Consider the following 15,737-nt stretch of genomic DNA (forward strand, 5'->3'; position numbering starts at 1 on the left):
CTTGATGTGCGATCGCGCCATGCAGAACCTGTGCCAGGTTGACCAAGCAATCATGGAATTTGAAAATGTACGATGGGGAAAAGGCTAACCAAGACGCGATCAGAACCCTAATCCGCAGTATTACTCGCCTCCAGGGTGATTTTTCGCTGATTCTTGCCTGTTGCAATTATCGTTCCGTTCGGGAAACTATTGTGCAACAGTTGCGGGTAGATTGTCCTGTTCCCATTCAAGAATTAGTTTTGGACCCCAAGGCTAAAACTCTCTATACGACCATTTTTGATACCCTACAGGGGGAAATGCCATCAGCTTTGATGGTGTTTGGCTTGGAGTCGGTGAATAATTTGCAGGGGGTACTCAAGGCGACTAATCAAATGCGGGAGGAATTCCGCAATTTTGAGTTTCCGTTGATTTTGTGGGTAAGCGATCAATTGGTGTCGATGATGATTCGCTTAGTCCCAGATTTTCATAGTTTTGCAACTACAATTCACTTCGAGGTTGAAACTGATCATCTCATTGACTTCCTGAAACAGACCAGTAATCAGATTTTAGAACAGTTACTCGATAGTGGCGCAACTATTTTTTTAGATGAGGCTACCCTGGAGTTAGAAAGCGGTTCTCCCCTACGCAATGAACTAGAATCCGCACAACAGGACCTCCAACGACGGGGAGTAACTCTTGATCAGGATTTAGAAGCTAGTTTAGAGTTGATACTGGGTCGAATTGCTGATCATACTACTCAGGAAGCATTGCAGCATTACCAACGGAGTTTAACATTGTGGCAGCAGACTAACAACCGCTTAGGCTGTGGTCATGTTCTGTTTTATTTGGGTTTCTGGTGGCGTTACTATGGGATGATGAACCGGGGGGAAAAGTGGGAAGCCTGCGCCAAAGCCAAGGATTATTATCGGCAATCTTTACAGGAATTTGAATCGGCTGATCGACCGGATTTGGTGGCAAAGTTTATTAATGCTTTGGGGGAAATATTACACTATTTGGAAAATTGGTCAGAGTTGGATGAAGTGGCTAATTGGGCCTTGGACTTGCATCAAAATCAGTCCCATTCCTTTAGGACAGCGCGCGCCTACCACTTTTTGGCGGAAGTACAATTAGCTAATGGTAACTTTAAAACCGCTAAGTATATTATACAGAAATCTCTGGAAATTATCAACAGTAATTTATCGCAAAATTCCCAGGTTAAGGAGGGGAAGGAGATCCGGAACTATGAATATTTACGAAAGTTGGATTGGGAACGTTCTTATCATTGGGGATGGTATTTGCTGTGTTTCGGGAGATCTCAACAGGGTTTGGGAGAACATGAAGAGGCGATCGCTACTTTTAAACAAGCCAAGAATTTGACCAAACCTTGTTATGATCCAGAACTATATATTAAAATTTTTAAACAGTTACATTACAGCTATTTTAGACAGGGTGAATATCTCGCCGCCTATCAAGTGAAACAGCAACAGCGGGAAATCGAACAACAGTTTAGTTTTCGGCCTTTTATTGGTGCGGGTGCATTACAGCAAAGCCAGTTAATTACTAATCCCAGTTATCCCCAATCTGAAGATAGGACTTTAATTAATTCGGAAATGACCGCCTCGGGAAGATTGCAAGATATTGACCAATTAATGAAGCGGCTGGGGGAAGACAGATATAAATTAACCATAATTTATGGACAGTCAGGAGTCGGGAAAAGTTCTCTATTGCAAGCGGGACTCATTCCCCAACTGAGACATAAAAATACATTGATTCAAGCCAGGCGAGTTCTCCCGATTTATCAAAAAACTTATACTAATTGGGTGGGGGGACTCAGTAATGCGATCGCCAGAGCTTTATCTCAATTAGATAACTCTGAATTAGACTCAGGATTTTTAACTAACCCGACCGAAATTTTAGACCAACTACAGGTTCTGAATTATCGGAATTTAGTGATGATTATTATTTTCGATAAATTTGAAGAGTTTTTCGTAGCCACCAAGGAACCCCAAAAGCGAGAAGAATTTTATCAATTTTTACGGGAATGTTTGAATATTCCCTATATCAAGACTATTTTTGCACTGCGTCAGGACTATTTACACCACCTACTAGAAGGAAATCGTTTAAAATACTTTGATGCGGTTAACGACAATATTTTAGATAAAAATATTCTCTATTATTTGGGTAATTTCATCCCGGAAGATGCCGCCTCAGTTATCAAAAATTTAACCGCCAAAACTCAATTTATCTTGGAACCGGAATTAATTAAACAACTGGTGCAAGAATTAGCAGGAGAGTCGGGAGAAGTCCGACCCATTGAACTACAAATTGTCGGTTCTCAACTTTACACCAATCAAATCACCACCTTGGAAGAATATCGCCTCCAAGGACCGAAAAGGCGGTTAGTAGAGAGTTATTTAGAGGAAGTAGTGGCAGACTGTGGCGAGGAAAATAAAGACATCGCCGAATTAGTCTTATATTTACTCACAGATGAATATAACAACCGACCCTTAAAAACTCGGTATGCTTTGAATAGAGATTTACAAAGTTTGGCGGATAACCTAAAAATCACGGATCAACTAGATACAGTCTTAAAAATATTCGTGTTATCCGGGTTGGTCTGTTTACTCCCAGAAATTCCAGAGGAACGTTATCAGCTTGTCCATGATTATCTAGTATCTTTTATTCGGGAACAACGGAGTAGTGAATTAGTTTATAAGCTGCAAAATGAGAAACAAAAAAGACAGGAAGCTGAAGCCGAAATCACCGAAATCAATCAAGTTTTGAGGAAAAGGCTGGTTAATACGATTGGATTATGTATAGGGTTGAGTTTATTATCAATAGCCGTATTAATGCTGTGGCACAATACTAAAACCCAGGAAAAACAACTAAAATTAGCCAGGTTTAATTATGAATATTTGGCTTTGTTAAAAGGGGAAACGGATCAACTGAAAGCCTCCCTAACTGCTATGGAAGCAGGTAGAATTCTGCAACGCCAACCCGTTACGGAAATTGAACGCCGCACCGCTAGTTCTCTGTGGGAAGTCAATAATATCTTTAGAGAACGCGATCGCCTATCTGAATCTTTTGGCGGTATTCTCAGCCTCAGTTTTAACCCTACTGGTGATCAAATAGTATCAGGCGATCAAGATGGTACAATCAGGATCTGGAACCAAAATCGGGAATTAATAGGAAGTTGGTTAGCCAATAAACGCAAAATTCGCCGCGTGGTTTTTAGTCCCAATTCCTCCGGTCAAGAATTGATTATAGCTTCAGCGGGGGAAGATGAAAATATCAAACTCTGGCGACCTGATGGAACTTTAATTAATACCCTAATAGGACATACCAGAGATATACAATGGCTGAGTTTTAGTCCAGATGGTCAGCAGTTAGCCTCCGCTAGTGAAGATGGAACTATTCGTCTGTGGAGTCGTGACGGTGACACCATAGCCATATTAACCGGACACGAAGCGGAGGTTTTGTCGGTCAGTTTTAGTCCAGATGAACAGTTGATTGTTTCCTCTGATGAAATGGGGGTAATTAAATTATGGAATCGTCAGGGGGAGTTAATCACCAGTTTTCAGGGTCATGACCAAGCCATTTGGAGTGTTAAATTTAGTCCAGATTCTCAAATTTTGGCTTCTGCTAGTAATGATAATACGGTGAAACTGTGGAACCTCGATGGGACATTATCTCAAACTTTAACAGGTCATGAAAAATCAGTAAATAGCGTTAATTTTAGTCCAAATGGTCGCCTGATTGTGACAGCCAGCACCGATACAACTATCAAACTTTGGAACTATGAGGGAATTTTGGTTTCTACTCTCCGGGGTCATAGAAATACTGTCAATCATGCGGTTTTTGCTCCCGACAGTCAAACGCTAATTTCCGCCAGTGCTGATGGTTCTATCCGTTTTTGGGGACTACAAAACCTCCCCAGAGTCTGGCAATCTCCTAGGGATATTTATAACGCTGTTTTTAGTCCGAATAGTGAGTTAATAGCTTCAGTCTCCAGCAATAATATGGCGATAGTATGGGAGACTAATTCCCTAAATATTAGGCTAATGTTTGATGAACATACGGATACTGTTAATAATATCAGCTTTAGTCCTGATAGTCAACTGATTGCTTCTGCTAGTAATGATAAAACGGTGAAAATTTGGAATACAGAAGGTGATGTTTTAAGGACTATCAACCATGATTTCCCAGTGTGGACGGTGAGTTTTAGTCCTGATGGTCAAAAAATTGCTTCGGTTAGTGATGACCAAATCATTCGGTTATGGGATATCAATGGAGTATTACAAACTACTCTGATTGGACATACGGATAGAATTAATGATATTAGTTTTAATCAACAAGCTCAAATCATGGCTTCTGTGGGTGATAATACTATTAAAATTTGGGATATTAACGGTTCTTTAATTCGCGACCTTTCCCAGGGTAGTCACTTCTCTAAGGTGGCTTTTAGTCCTAATGGAACTCTGCTGGCTGTGGGGACGGGGGATGGGTCGGTGAAATTGTGGGAAACCTCGGACTGGAAACCAATTACAACTACTACCATAGGACGACATAACCGGGTGGTGTTTGATTTGAGTTTTAATTCAACTGGGGAGATACTGGCTTCCGCGAGTCAGGATGGGACGGTGAAACTCTGGGATCGTTCTGGTCAGTTAATCACGACTCTGGAAGTGGGAATTAAACCGGTTTTATCGGTGCATTTTAGTGCTGATGACCAAATGTTGGTGGCTACTGATGCTGACAACCGCATGGTATTTTGGGAGTTGGATTATAGCAATTTTAACCAGGTTGATTATTTACTGGATCAGGCTTGCGATCGCCTTCAAAATTATTTAAATCGTCATAATAATAACCCGGCGATTAATCCTAATATTTGTAATTGATTAGCCTCTGGGGGGTCTGGTTTGCTGAACGCGATCGGCTTCCGCTTCCTCTCTGGAGGCGGCTTCGGCTATCTCTTCTGATAGGTGATCCTCTGTAAATTCGCTGGCTAATACCATGGGAGTCATGGCCAAAATACCTGCGATCGCATAAATAGATAGGATGATAGTTTTAGCTAACATAGTTTAGTACAGGGGTTTACGTTTCCCTATACATCAGCTTTTATCCCTATCAGGATAGCCATAAGTTTATGAGAATTTTCTTAGAATTAATCCGGTTGATCAGACCATTGTTAATTAACTAGGGACAGGCTAGGTCAGTTTTCCCAAACTACATTAAAAAGTCAACTCGGAAAACTTAACCATGCGTAGTTGTTCTAACTCTTTCATCCGTTTTTGTTCCGCGTAGAGTTGCTGCTGATAGTATTCCGCTAATTCTAAATTAAGTTTAATATCAGTTTTTTTCCACTTGTCTAAATATTGAAGATAGCGTTTTTCACATAGCACCCATTCTAGGGAAGCTGTAGCGGCGCGAATCCCAATACTAGGACGTTGAATATCATTAATAGTTTTTTCGTTTAAGTAGAATAAATGAGAGACTTCCGAGATTTCCGATGAATGTTCCCGGTCGAAGTTTTGTAGTTGAGAAATCAAATCAATATCTTCTCTGGGTTTCTGTTCCTGTAAACTTAACTCGATTTCCGAAATTTTTATCCACAAAAAACGATGATTGGTTAAACTAAATTCTAAATTTTCTGCCTCCAAAGCCTTAATTATTTCCTGTCGATACTCTGGACAGTGTAGATAAATTCGCAGTAACAAACCTTCGGCTTTTTCTAACAGAGTCCGGTCACGTTGAGCCGAAATAATAAGATCTGATTTCCTGGAATCAGAGGCTTTATTCTGCTGATTTTGTACTAGGGGTTTATTAATCTGTTTTCGCAGACTATCGGCTAACATGGGAATTAACCGTGATTGACCCTGGCTGAGAATTTCCGCGCATGATTGAATGTAAGCAGTCCGTTGGTTTAAATCTTGGACTTTGCGGAGTAATTCCACCATGGCTGTGGCTATTCTCTGTGATTCGGCGACATTTTCGATGCTTTTACCGCCGACAATTTGATGGATTTGCCATTCTAAAAAATAGGGTGATTTTTCCAGTAAATCCTGATAATCATGGCGGGTGTGAATATATAGATATTCATCGGCATCTTTGCCATTGGGAAGGTTTAAAATTCTCAGGTTTACTTCCCCGCGATAGGCGAGAGTTTCAATTTCTCCTATGGCTCTCTCGGTGGCTTTAGTTCCGGCTGCATCTGCATCAAAATTGAGGATAATTTGCTTGGATTCTGTATAGCGTAGCAGCAGACGAATTTGATTAATACTAAGTGCAGTTCCTAGGGATGCTACCACATAATTAATCCCGGCTGCATGGAGAGCGATCGCATCAAAATAACCCTCGACAACTACAGCCATATCTTGTTGGGATATAGCCTTTTTGGCTCGGTCTAAACAAAACAAAGTTCTGCCTTTATCAAATAATTCGGTTTCGGGAGAATTTAGATATTTAGGCTGTTCATCTCCTAAACTTCGACCCCCAAAACCAATCACTCTTCCCTGGATATCATAAATGGGAATAATTAGGCGATCGCGGAAACGATCATAATAACCATTCCCGGCTTTTCGGGGAACAATTAACCCGGCTTTTTCGACTAATTCTACCGGAAAATGTTTTTGTTCTACTAAGTAACCATAAATGGTTTCCCACCCCGCTGGTGCATAACCTAGCTGAAATTCCTGGATAGTTTCCTCTCCCAGACGACGGGAAAATTTCAGATATTCTAAAGCTGCTTCTCCCTGGGGTTGGCGGAGTGCGTGTTGATAAAAACTGGTGGCGATCGCTAAAATTTCGTAGAGTTTTTCCCGCAAGGAAAGGGTCTTTTGGAACTCCTGATGCTGTTCAGGCGATTCCGTTTTGACCGGAACATTATACCGTCGCGCGAGGTCTAAAACTACATCAGCAAAGGAGGATTTATCCAACTCCATTAAAAACTTAATGCTATTTCCCGCCGCACCACAACCAAAACAGTAGTACATCTGTCGGCTAGGACTCACCGTAAAACTTGGGCTTTTTTCTTCATGGAATGGACACAGACCCACAAAGTCTTTACCACGGCGTTTAAGCACCACTTTTTCCGAGATGATATCATAAATATCTGCTCTTTCTTTAACCTCCTCAATTGTGTCGGAATGAATACGGGGACTTGACATATATTCTGGATATTTTATAATCTAATTAATGTCGGTTTTTCCGATATATTATAGCATATTCGGTGTAATTTAGCAAGAGGCAACCCCCGAACCCGCCATAATTCATAGGTTCAGGAATGCACCGAAAAATCAGCAATTGTCAATGATTACATGAAATCATGCCCAAAAATGTGGATAAGTTGTATAATCAAAATTTAAATGGCAGAAATGGCAGCAAGGAGAAATTATCTGTGTATCGATTATCTGAATATCCGCCGCAGAAAGGAAGATGGGTATATTGGTGGCGGTGGTTAAGGTTAGGATATCTGCGGTTAATCAGTCTGCGAGGACAACCAGAATATTTGGCGAGGGGTCTGGCGGCGGGTGTGTTTGCTGGTTTTTTTCCATTTTTTGGGTTTCAAGCAATTATCGGGGTGGCTGTTGCGGTTATTTTACGAGGTCATAAACTCCTAGCGGTGGCGGGAACTTGGGTGAGTAATCCCTTCACCTATGTTCCCCTATTCTTTTTTAACTTGAAATTCGGGATGTGGCTGCTAGGAATTCATCAATTTTCGCTAATGACTGATCATGTCAATCTACAATCAGTTAAAGATTTTAGTGAACTTGTAGAAACTGGGGCAGAATTGGCGGCGGTTTTATTGTTAGGATCGACTGTGATGGGATTGATAGCAGCGATCGCCATTTATACTGTGAGTGTGCCTTTATTCCGATATTGGCAACAAAAGCGATCGCAGCGTCGCTAAAATCCCAGGTCATCTAAAGCGGTCGCGGCGGCTTCAAAAACTACCTCGTCCGGCATTTCTTCCCAAGCTATATCCCCAATTTCGCGGTAAAATGTCTCATCGTATGGTCTAGTGCGAATTACCACAGGCATAGGGACGGCATGACCTAAAACTAAAGCCTGTTGTTTAGAGTCTAGTTTTGCCAAAACCGATCGCAAATTTTGACCACCAGAAACCCCAGTAAAAATCGCATCAATATCTTTATCATCGTTTAATAAAGCGGTGATACGAGTCCCTATTTGAGACATCACCTCCGAGTCAATTCCTGACGGACGTTGATCGACAATTAATAGGGTGACAAAATACTTTCTCATTTCCCTAGCAATAGTGCCAAAAATAGTAGACCTAACTACGGCTGGATCGAGAAATCTATGAGCTTCTTCGATGGTAATAACCAGAGGTTGAGGGCGATCGCTAGGATTTTTAGAAGCCAAAAATGTTTCAGCTTTTCGGACATAGGACTGGTGAATGCGGCGGGTCATCATATTAGTTACCAGCATATAGGATAACATATCCGACTGGGAACCAAACTCAACAATAACGTGCTTTCCAGCCGACAGAGACTGAAGAATGCGATCGATATAATTAAACGGACAACTAGCCCGCATATACTTCAAATTTTCCAGACGCATCAACTTCCGTTGTAGGGACATAATCGACCCTTTATGACCCCGGCGTTCATCGCAAAATATTTGGATTTCTTCATTAGTCATCCCCAACAGTTGGGAAATCCAATCCTGACCAAACTCACTACAGAGAATATTAGCGTTATCTAAAGCAGCTTCCGAGAGATTTAATTCCCGTTGAACTAAGTTTAAATCTTCTACCTCTATCTGATTGTAACTCAAATACAACTCTTGAGCGTCTCGAATTCCTCGGCGGCGGGTAGACTCTGGGTCAAGAGTATAGACTTCTACTTGATTCGGAAAAAGTTGTCGTAATCCCTTAACCGTATTAAATTGTTTACCTTCCGATACAGCCTCCCAACCATATTCAGAGTGCATATCAAAAATCAAGTTAACCGCCGCTTGTTTACGAATAATTCCCGATAATAATAACCGGGTTAAAAAAGATTTTCCGGTTCCCGATTTCCCAAAAACACCGTTACTGCGTTCCACAAATCGATCGAGGTCAAGACAGACGGGAACTGGCATATCAATAGGTTCCCCGATCGCAAAATTACGTCGTTGGGGGTCATCTTCCCAGCCAAAAATCACCCGAAAATCTCGTTCCTTAGCTTCGTAGACCTGAGAGAAGTGGGTGGGGATAGTTTTAACGGGGAGTAGTTCAAACTCTTCGGTGTTGGTGTTAGGTTGAAAAGAGGCGGCACCGTTACCATTTCCGTTAACCTTGAGTTGAATATCATAGCGATCGCAGACATCCCGATTCAGCATTAACATGGGACTAAGTTCAATAGTTCCATAGGTGCTATTTCCGGCTAACACAGCTTGGAGAAAATCATTTTCCGGTAGAGGAGGATTGCTAAGAATACGGGGGCTAGAGGTTCCTAGACAGACATCAGTTAGTAAACAAAAGAAATGCGATCGCATTCCATAGACTACCAAAAACTTACCAACTCTCATGTCCTCGACGGAAACATCGGCGTGTAGTCGCACTTCCAGTCCCTTTGTCAAAGAACCTTGAATCACAGAACCAAGGGGTTGATCAGTAGTCATTAGATACTCATTCCCCGGAGGGGTATAGTTGTTTTTGTCTGTTGATTAATGATACAATCTAATCAGGAGTTATAGCAAATCTTGTGTTCTCAAATAGTTGAGCAACTTTAGCCATATCCTTGTCTCCAGGCGATCGCTCTACTCCACTAGACAAATCTATACCGTCAGGGTGTAGGCAACTGAGAGCATTAATAATGTTATCAGGATTAAGTCCCCCCGCCAAAAACCAGGGTATGGCGGGGCGGAACTCACCCAAAGATTGCCAATCTATGGTGAGACCAGTCCCCCCCAACTGCTGACCATGATAGGCATCTAGCAGCAAAGCATCTACATGGGGAATAAAGCTGTCAGCTAGGCTGAGAGATTGTGGGTTTTTAACCCGGATAGCTTTAATTAACTCGCCATGGGGAAGTTCTTGTCGTAGGCGATCGCAAAATAAGGGGGATTCATCGCCATGAAGTTGTACCCCGGTTAATTTAGCCTGATGGAAAGTTTCCCAAATTTGCTCAAAAGTGGCATTAGCAAAAACCCCAATCCGGTCTACCCTGTCTGGTAGGTGAGAGGTAATCGCCCGAATTTGGTCGGGGCTAATATAGCGAGGGGAAGCCGGAACGCAAATAAACCCCAAAGCAGTCGCCCCCAAAGAGGCGATCGCCTGTCCTTGGTCTAGTCGGGTTATGCCACAAATTTTAATCCGCATGAAATCAACCCACCATTAATCCTGAACCCGAATATCAACCACACTGGCATTAAAATTGTAGGTATTGCCCTCTAGTTCTACCGTATTACCAATGCGAATTTTGACATTACCCAAAACCGGACCCGTATTAGTAACTTGACCCTGGCCCTCCAAAGTGAGCAAAATATTGTTACTGAAAATAAAATCAGCCGTTGGGTCAGGTAATGCCCTCAAACTCCCATCAGGTTGGGTAACTGGGATAGTCCGAGGTAGGAACTCAACCGCTTTAATGTCTACCTGTCCATAGGGTTGGTTACGGATAATCAGATTAGTCTTTTCTCCCGCCTTGAGAAAATCCTGGGGATTACGTCCGCGCATCCCCAAAGCAATCACATCAACTTCCACGGGTTTAGTCGTGACCCCAATTTGAGCCACCGACCCAGAAGTTCCCGGGAAAAAGAAAATTCCGACAATCACCAACAAAATGACAGTCGCAGCGCCGAGGTCGAGAATGCTCACCTTTCCGAATAAGCGACCTTTAGAATCCAAAATAGCCATATAAGCAGATAGTGGGCAGTGTATAACCTTGAGTTTAAGTTATTCCCCAGCATACCATTGACCATCAACGATCCCAACTAGGGATTATTTGGGAATACTGGGCGGTTAAGTTGACAATAGTAGTAGGGGGGAAATCTCTAAGGGAGATGTAGCCTGATCAGTAAGCTGAAATTTATGACCCTCAGATTCCCTGAAAGTAGCCCTAATCCTTATTTTATATAGATTTTGGCCGATGCAAGGGAAAATAGATCAGACATTTACCCCAAATACAATTTATCCTGGAGATAGTAAAGGGGGTTTTACCCCCCCCCAACCACTAAGCCCCCTTGTCATTTTGAGTCAATGATGTTCCATCACTCCCGATCTCACCTTCTCCAATCCCAATCACCAGAAGCTGTCCCATGTTTATTCCCTCCATTTTTCAAGCAATCAACCGCAAACCCCTGACGACCAAGCCAGATACTCTTGTCGAAGATGTCATTTTGCTGATGAGTAGCAACAGGTCAAGCTATGTATTGATTGTAGAAAAACCGGAAAAAGTTGTTAGTTGTGAGAACACCACTCTTCAGGAAGTATATTCTGTATTGGTGGGGATTTTTACAGTCCAGGATATCGTGGAACTTTGCTCAATTAACGATCGCCTCTGTGGGTTTCCCATCTCTCGGATTATGATTCGGTCTGTGATTAGCGCCAAAGAGTCGGACCTGACCGATATCTTTACCCTGTTTGCTTACTTGGAGCAAAACCAGATCCACCATTTACCCATTGTCAATGATCAGGGGGAAGTCACCGGGATGATCTGTCCGGAAAATTTCCTCTGTCTATCTCGGAGCAATAAAAGCCAGAAAAAGCCTCAGTCATTATCCTATTCTACCAATGGTCGTAGTCCCTCGTCCGTCGCTCCTCAGTCCCAACAGACCTTTGTACCAGAAGACGTAATCCAACTGAGTCAAATTGCCAGCAATCAGACATCTAGGCTAGTTCACGCCCCCTCCTCCTCCTCGATTTTCCATATAACTAAGTTAATGTCCAGGTACAGAGTGCCATCTGTAGTTGTCACCGAAACCGTCCCCCCCCCAGAGAACACATCAGCACCCAATTCCGATAAACAGGCGATTAAATTAGTGGGAGTTGTCACCAGCCAAGATATTCTCACCCTGGTAGCTTTAGGGGTGGATTTTTACACAACCCCAGCCCATAGCATCTGTAATAACCCAGCCGTAATTGTGCGATCGCGCATTACCCTAGGAGCCGCCCTAAGAGTTCTGGGGAAATACTATCACCAACTACCCCTAGTAGTGATGGATGAGCGCAACTATCCCATCAGCGTTATGTCCCCTAGCACCATCCTTATGGGTGCATTGCGTCCCCAATCGATGCACGCCGCCCTAGCTAAACTCGCCCAGCAAGTTCAGTCCCGGCCAGAAGTTAAAAATCCGCCGAGGGTTCCGGTCCCGTCTGTCCCCCCACAATGCACCTGGCCCAACGAATTGCAAGAAAGATCCGAGGCGATGACTCAGCTTTATGAAGCAACTATTGGTTCTAACGCCGATTTTGATACCCGTATCACCCGTCTTTTACAAATGGGATGCGATCGCTTTGGTGTGGAAATAGGACTGCTAGGGCGCGTCTGGGGGGGGCGCTATGAAGTGATCGCCACCCGTATTCCTGAAAATTTGACCTTCGGATTTGCCAAAGGCGATACCCTCGCCCTCCATCAAACCTTAGAAGGAGAATCCGCCGGGTCTGATGAGGTAGTAGGTATCGAATCACTCCAGAATTCCCCCTGGAAAGACCACCCAGCCTACGCTGTGCGCCGTTTTGAAGCCTATCTAGGCGTAAAAGTCACCGTCAGTGGTAGAGACTATGGAACCCTCAGTTTCCTGAGTTATCAGCCCCGCTCAAAATTTCGAGCCATTGAAAAGGAAATCCTGAAACTCATGGCTACCTATATTGGTAGTGAAATTGCTCGCGAACAGGCGGCGCAAGCACTTCAGCAACAAAATCAGCATCTAGTATTACTTAAAGAAATTACCCATAAAGTTCGCTCTAAACTGGAAACCCAAGAAGTATTTCAAACTACCGCCAGCCAAATTGGTCGGGTATTTGCTGTTAACCGCTGTTCTATTTATACCTATATTCCCGAACCTTACCCACACCTAACCTGTGTGGCAGAATACCTAGAAACTGGCTATGAGTCTACCCTCAAGCTGGAAATTTCTGTATCTTATAATCCCTATATTGAAGCACTCCTCACCTCTGATAGAGCGATCGCATCTACCGATGTTTTTTCCGAACCTTTACTGGAATCTTCCATTCCCCTCTGTCGTCGCATGGCCTTAAAATCCATGTTAGCCGTTCGCACTTCCTATCAAGACGAACCCAATGGCATTATTATGTTGCATCAATGCCAACAAATGCGCGAGTGGAACCGAGACGAAATCGAATTTCTCGAAGATGTCGCCTCCCAAGTAGGAATTACCATCGCCCAAGCCAAATTACTAGAAGTCGAAGTCAAAAGCCATCGCGCCCTCGAAGCCAAAAATCAAGCCTTAGAAGAAGCCAAACTCGCCGCCGAAATTGCTAGTCGTGCTAAAAGTGAATTTCTGGCAACCATGAGCCACGAAATCCGCACTCCTATGAATGCAGTAATTGGCATGACCGGGTTACTATTAGATATGGAATTAACCCCCGAACAGCGAGATTTTGTCGAAACTATCCGCACCAGTGGCGATGCCCTTTTAACCATTATTAATGATATCCTAGATTTCTCCAAAATTGAATCTGGTAAACTCGAACTAGAAAAGCAACCTTTTAAACTCCGTAACTGTCTCGAAGAGTGTCTAGAATTGCTGTCTGGGCGCGCCGCCGAAAAGGGTTTAGAGTTAGCTTATATCATAGATCCTTCCACTCCTAAAACTATCCTGGGTGATGTCACTCGCCTGCGTCAAGTGTTGGTTAATTTGGTCAGTAATGCTATTAAGTTTACCTCCGAAGGCGAGGTAATTTTAGCAGTGAAAGCTACCCATCCCGATGCTAAAAAAGATGTCAAAAAATCTGATGATTCTGATTTTACTGAAAGTCATTACGTCCTGCAATTTGAAGTCCGAGATACCGGAATTGGCATTCCTCCCGACCGGATAGATCGCCTATTTAAAGCCTTTTCTCAAGTTGACGCTTCCACCACCAGGGAATATGGAGGCACTGGTTTAGGTTTGGCAATTTCTCAGCGGTTGAGTCAATTAATGAATGGGAAAATGTGGGTGGCTAGTTGGGTCAATTTGCTCGATGAATATCACGATGAAACCTCATCTTTGATATCTAGTGTCGCCGGAAATCCTCCCCCCGACTTTGTGCGCCCACAGGTGTTCAGACCTGGCTCTATCTTCTATTTTACCATAGTTTGTAGCGGATTTAATACCCCCGATTTGGGAGAATTTAGTGATGATTTCCTTCATGGTAAGAAAGTGTTAATTGTTGAACATCACGACATTAATCAAAAACTGCTTATCCGTCAGGTTAAATCTTGGGGTATGGTTCCCGTGCGCGTCAAAACTGGCGCTGATGCCTTAAAGGTTTTGCATGATAACCCCGGATTGGATTTAATTATTTTGGGCATCAATTTGCCAGATATGGATGAGGCAACCCTGGCGAGTCGAATTCGCCAATTAGAAAAACAGATGATTGCTGGTAAATACCGCCAAAAACCCTTTAATTTAGTCATGTTTAATTATGCCAGCAATACCGAGGTACTGCGACGACTAGAAGCCCAGGGTGTTAATGTAGCGGGATTGGTTAACAAGCCTCTCAAACAATCTCAGTTTTACAATACCCTGATGCAGATTTTTGCTGATAGCCAGACTATTGAAAAACACTATCATATTAAGAATGCTGAGTCTGGCTATGACCCGGCAATTCCTCAACCTCATGCCAATTTGCGGATTTTATTGGCTGAAGATAATGTCACTAACCAAAAAGTCGCGATTAAACTATTACAACGTTTAGGGTATCGCGCTGATATTGCTGGTAATGGCTTGGAGGTTTTGGATGCCTTAAATCGACAACAGTATGATGTAATTTTGATGGATGTACAAATGCCGGAAATGGATGGCTTGGAGGCTTCTAAACATATCTGTGCGGCTTACTCAGATGGTAGCGATATGGGTCCACGGAAACCTAGAATTATTGCGATGACTGCTAATGCTATGCAAGGCGATCGCGAAATGTGTTTGAATGCAGGCATGGATGATTATATTACTAAACCTGTCCGCCGAGAGGCTTTAGCCGAAGCCTTAGCTAAATGTCATCCGATTTCTCCGACGGTAACTGAAGTTCATGAGATCTCTGCTCAAAATGGATATCGGGTTAAATCTACAACCGTCCCTCAACAAAGTACAAATGGGGGTAGTCCCAATGGACAGGTTATGGTTGTTGATGTTACTGAAACTAATGGACATAAAATGCTCAATAATCATACTGTCGAGGAAGAATTAATGACTGATAATAGCCCCATAGATCATCAAGTTTTGGAAAATCTCAGGGAATATGATGATGAAGATGATCCTTTTGTGGATTTGCTAATTGCTACCTATTTACAGGAAGCACCCCAACATATTGATGGTATGCGTAAAGCTATTGATGCCCAAAATGCTAAAGGCTTAAAAGAGTCCGCCCATACGTTAAAATCTAGTAGCGCACAATTGGGAGCCCTGAGATTTTCTGAGTTTTGCAAGGAACTTGAATATATGGGACGTGCGGGGATGGAAAGTGACAGCCCAGAAGTAGAATGTTTTGTTACTGGTAGTGCGGTTGAACGCTTTGCTGAAACTATGGCTGAATGGCAACGGGTGGAAACAGCCCTCCGCAAAGAAATTAACAATTAACAATTAACAATTAT

At 42.9% G+C, this 15,737-nt stretch carries 8 protein-coding genes; 3 read left to right on the forward strand and 5 right to left on the reverse strand.

Annotation, left to right across the window (positions count from 1 at the left end; translation table 11 throughout):
* Positions 1–65: 65 nt before the first annotated feature.
* Positions 66–4,877, forward strand: a complete 4,812-nt coding sequence (locus XZ46_RS02935; protein WP_008056920.1) for a WD40 domain-containing protein — start codon at positions 66–68, stop codon at positions 4,875–4,877.
* Here the strand turns inward: XZ46_RS02935 and XZ46_RS02940 are convergent, their stop codons facing one another.
* Both XZ46_RS02940 and dnaG read right to left on the reverse strand, forming a co-directional pair.
* Positions 4,878–5,057, reverse strand: a complete 180-nt coding sequence (locus tag XZ46_RS02940; protein WP_006621661.1) for a hypothetical protein — start codon at positions 5,055–5,057, stop codon at positions 4,878–4,880. It abuts the gene before it with no gap.
* A gap of 153 nt (positions 5,058–5,210) precedes the next feature.
* The gene (gene dnaG / locus XZ46_RS02945; protein WP_008056919.1) at positions 5,211–7,145 is read right to left on the reverse strand and encodes a DNA primase; all 1,935 of its coding nucleotides are present in this window, start codon (positions 7,143–7,145) and stop codon (positions 5,211–5,213) included.
* Positions 7,146–7,303: 158 nt separating this feature from the next.
* Here dnaG and XZ46_RS02950 point away from each other — a divergent pair, with 158 nt between their 5' ends.
* Positions 7,304–7,888 carry a DUF2062 domain-containing protein gene (locus XZ46_RS02950; RefSeq protein ID WP_006621659.1) on the forward strand — a complete coding sequence of 195 codons (585 nt, stop codon included), beginning with the start codon at positions 7,304–7,306 and terminating at the stop codon, positions 7,886–7,888.
* On the opposite strand, the gene XZ46_RS02955 is transcribed toward XZ46_RS02950, so the two are convergent.
* From XZ46_RS02955 to XZ46_RS02965, 3 genes are read right to left on the reverse strand one after another with little or no spacing between them, the layout of a single operon-like run.
* Positions 7,885–9,603, reverse strand: a complete 1,719-nt coding sequence (locus tag XZ46_RS02955; RefSeq protein ID WP_006621658.1) for a helicase HerA domain-containing protein — start codon at positions 9,601–9,603, stop codon at positions 7,885–7,887. The genes XZ46_RS02950 and XZ46_RS02955 overlap by 4 nt on opposite strands.
* 58 nt (positions 9,604–9,661) lie before the next feature.
* On the reverse strand, positions 9,662–10,303 hold the full coding sequence (locus tag XZ46_RS02960; protein WP_006621657.1) for a phosphoribosylanthranilate isomerase: 642 nt from the start codon (positions 10,301–10,303) through the stop codon (positions 9,662–9,664).
* A 15-nt stretch (positions 10,304–10,318) separates the two neighbouring features.
* Positions 10,319–10,840, reverse strand: coding sequence for a DUF4330 domain-containing protein (locus XZ46_RS02965; RefSeq protein WP_006621656.1), 522 nt, complete (start codon positions 10,838–10,840; stop codon positions 10,319–10,321).
* A 401-nt stretch (positions 10,841–11,241) separates the two neighbouring features.
* Between XZ46_RS02965 and XZ46_RS02970 the strand changes: the two genes are divergently transcribed.
* Entirely contained in the window at positions 11,242–15,723 is a 4,482-nt protein-coding gene (locus tag XZ46_RS02970) for a response regulator (RefSeq protein WP_008056917.1), read from the forward strand.
* The last annotated feature ends 14 nt before the right edge of the window (positions 15,724–15,737 follow it).

This window comes from Limnospira indica PCC 8005 (genome assembly GCF_000973065.1).
In the GTDB taxonomy this organism is placed as follows: domain Bacteria; phylum Cyanobacteriota; class Cyanobacteriia; order Cyanobacteriales; family Microcoleaceae; genus Limnospira; species Limnospira fusiformis.

Bases quoted from the DNA above. Each gene is read 5' to 3' on its own strand.
- XZ46_RS02950 (WP_006621659.1), top strand. From the start codon at position 7,304: ATGCCCAAAAATGTGGATAAGTTGTATAATCAAAATTTAAATGGCAGA.
- XZ46_RS02960 (WP_006621657.1), bottom strand. From the start codon at position 10,303: ATGCGGATTAAAATTTGTGGCATAACCCGACTAGACCAAGGACAGGCG.
- XZ46_RS02955 (WP_006621658.1), bottom strand. From the start codon at position 9,603: ATGACTACTGATCAACCCCTTGGTTCTGTGATTCAAGGTTCTTTGACA.
- XZ46_RS02940 (WP_006621661.1), bottom strand. From the start codon at position 5,057: ATGTTAGCTAAAACTATCATCCTATCTATTTATGCGATCGCAGGTATT.
- dnaG (WP_008056919.1), bottom strand. From the start codon at position 7,145: ATGTCAAGTCCCCGTATTCATTCCGACACAATTGAGGAGGTTAAAGAA.
- XZ46_RS02965 (WP_006621656.1), bottom strand. From the start codon at position 10,840: ATGGCTATTTTGGATTCTAAAGGTCGCTTATTCGGAAAGGTGAGCATT.
- XZ46_RS02935 (WP_008056920.1), top strand. From the start codon at position 66: ATGTACGATGGGGAAAAGGCTAACCAAGACGCGATCAGAACCCTAATC.
- XZ46_RS02970 (WP_008056917.1), top strand. From the start codon at position 11,242: ATGTTTATTCCCTCCATTTTTCAAGCAATCAACCGCAAACCCCTGACG.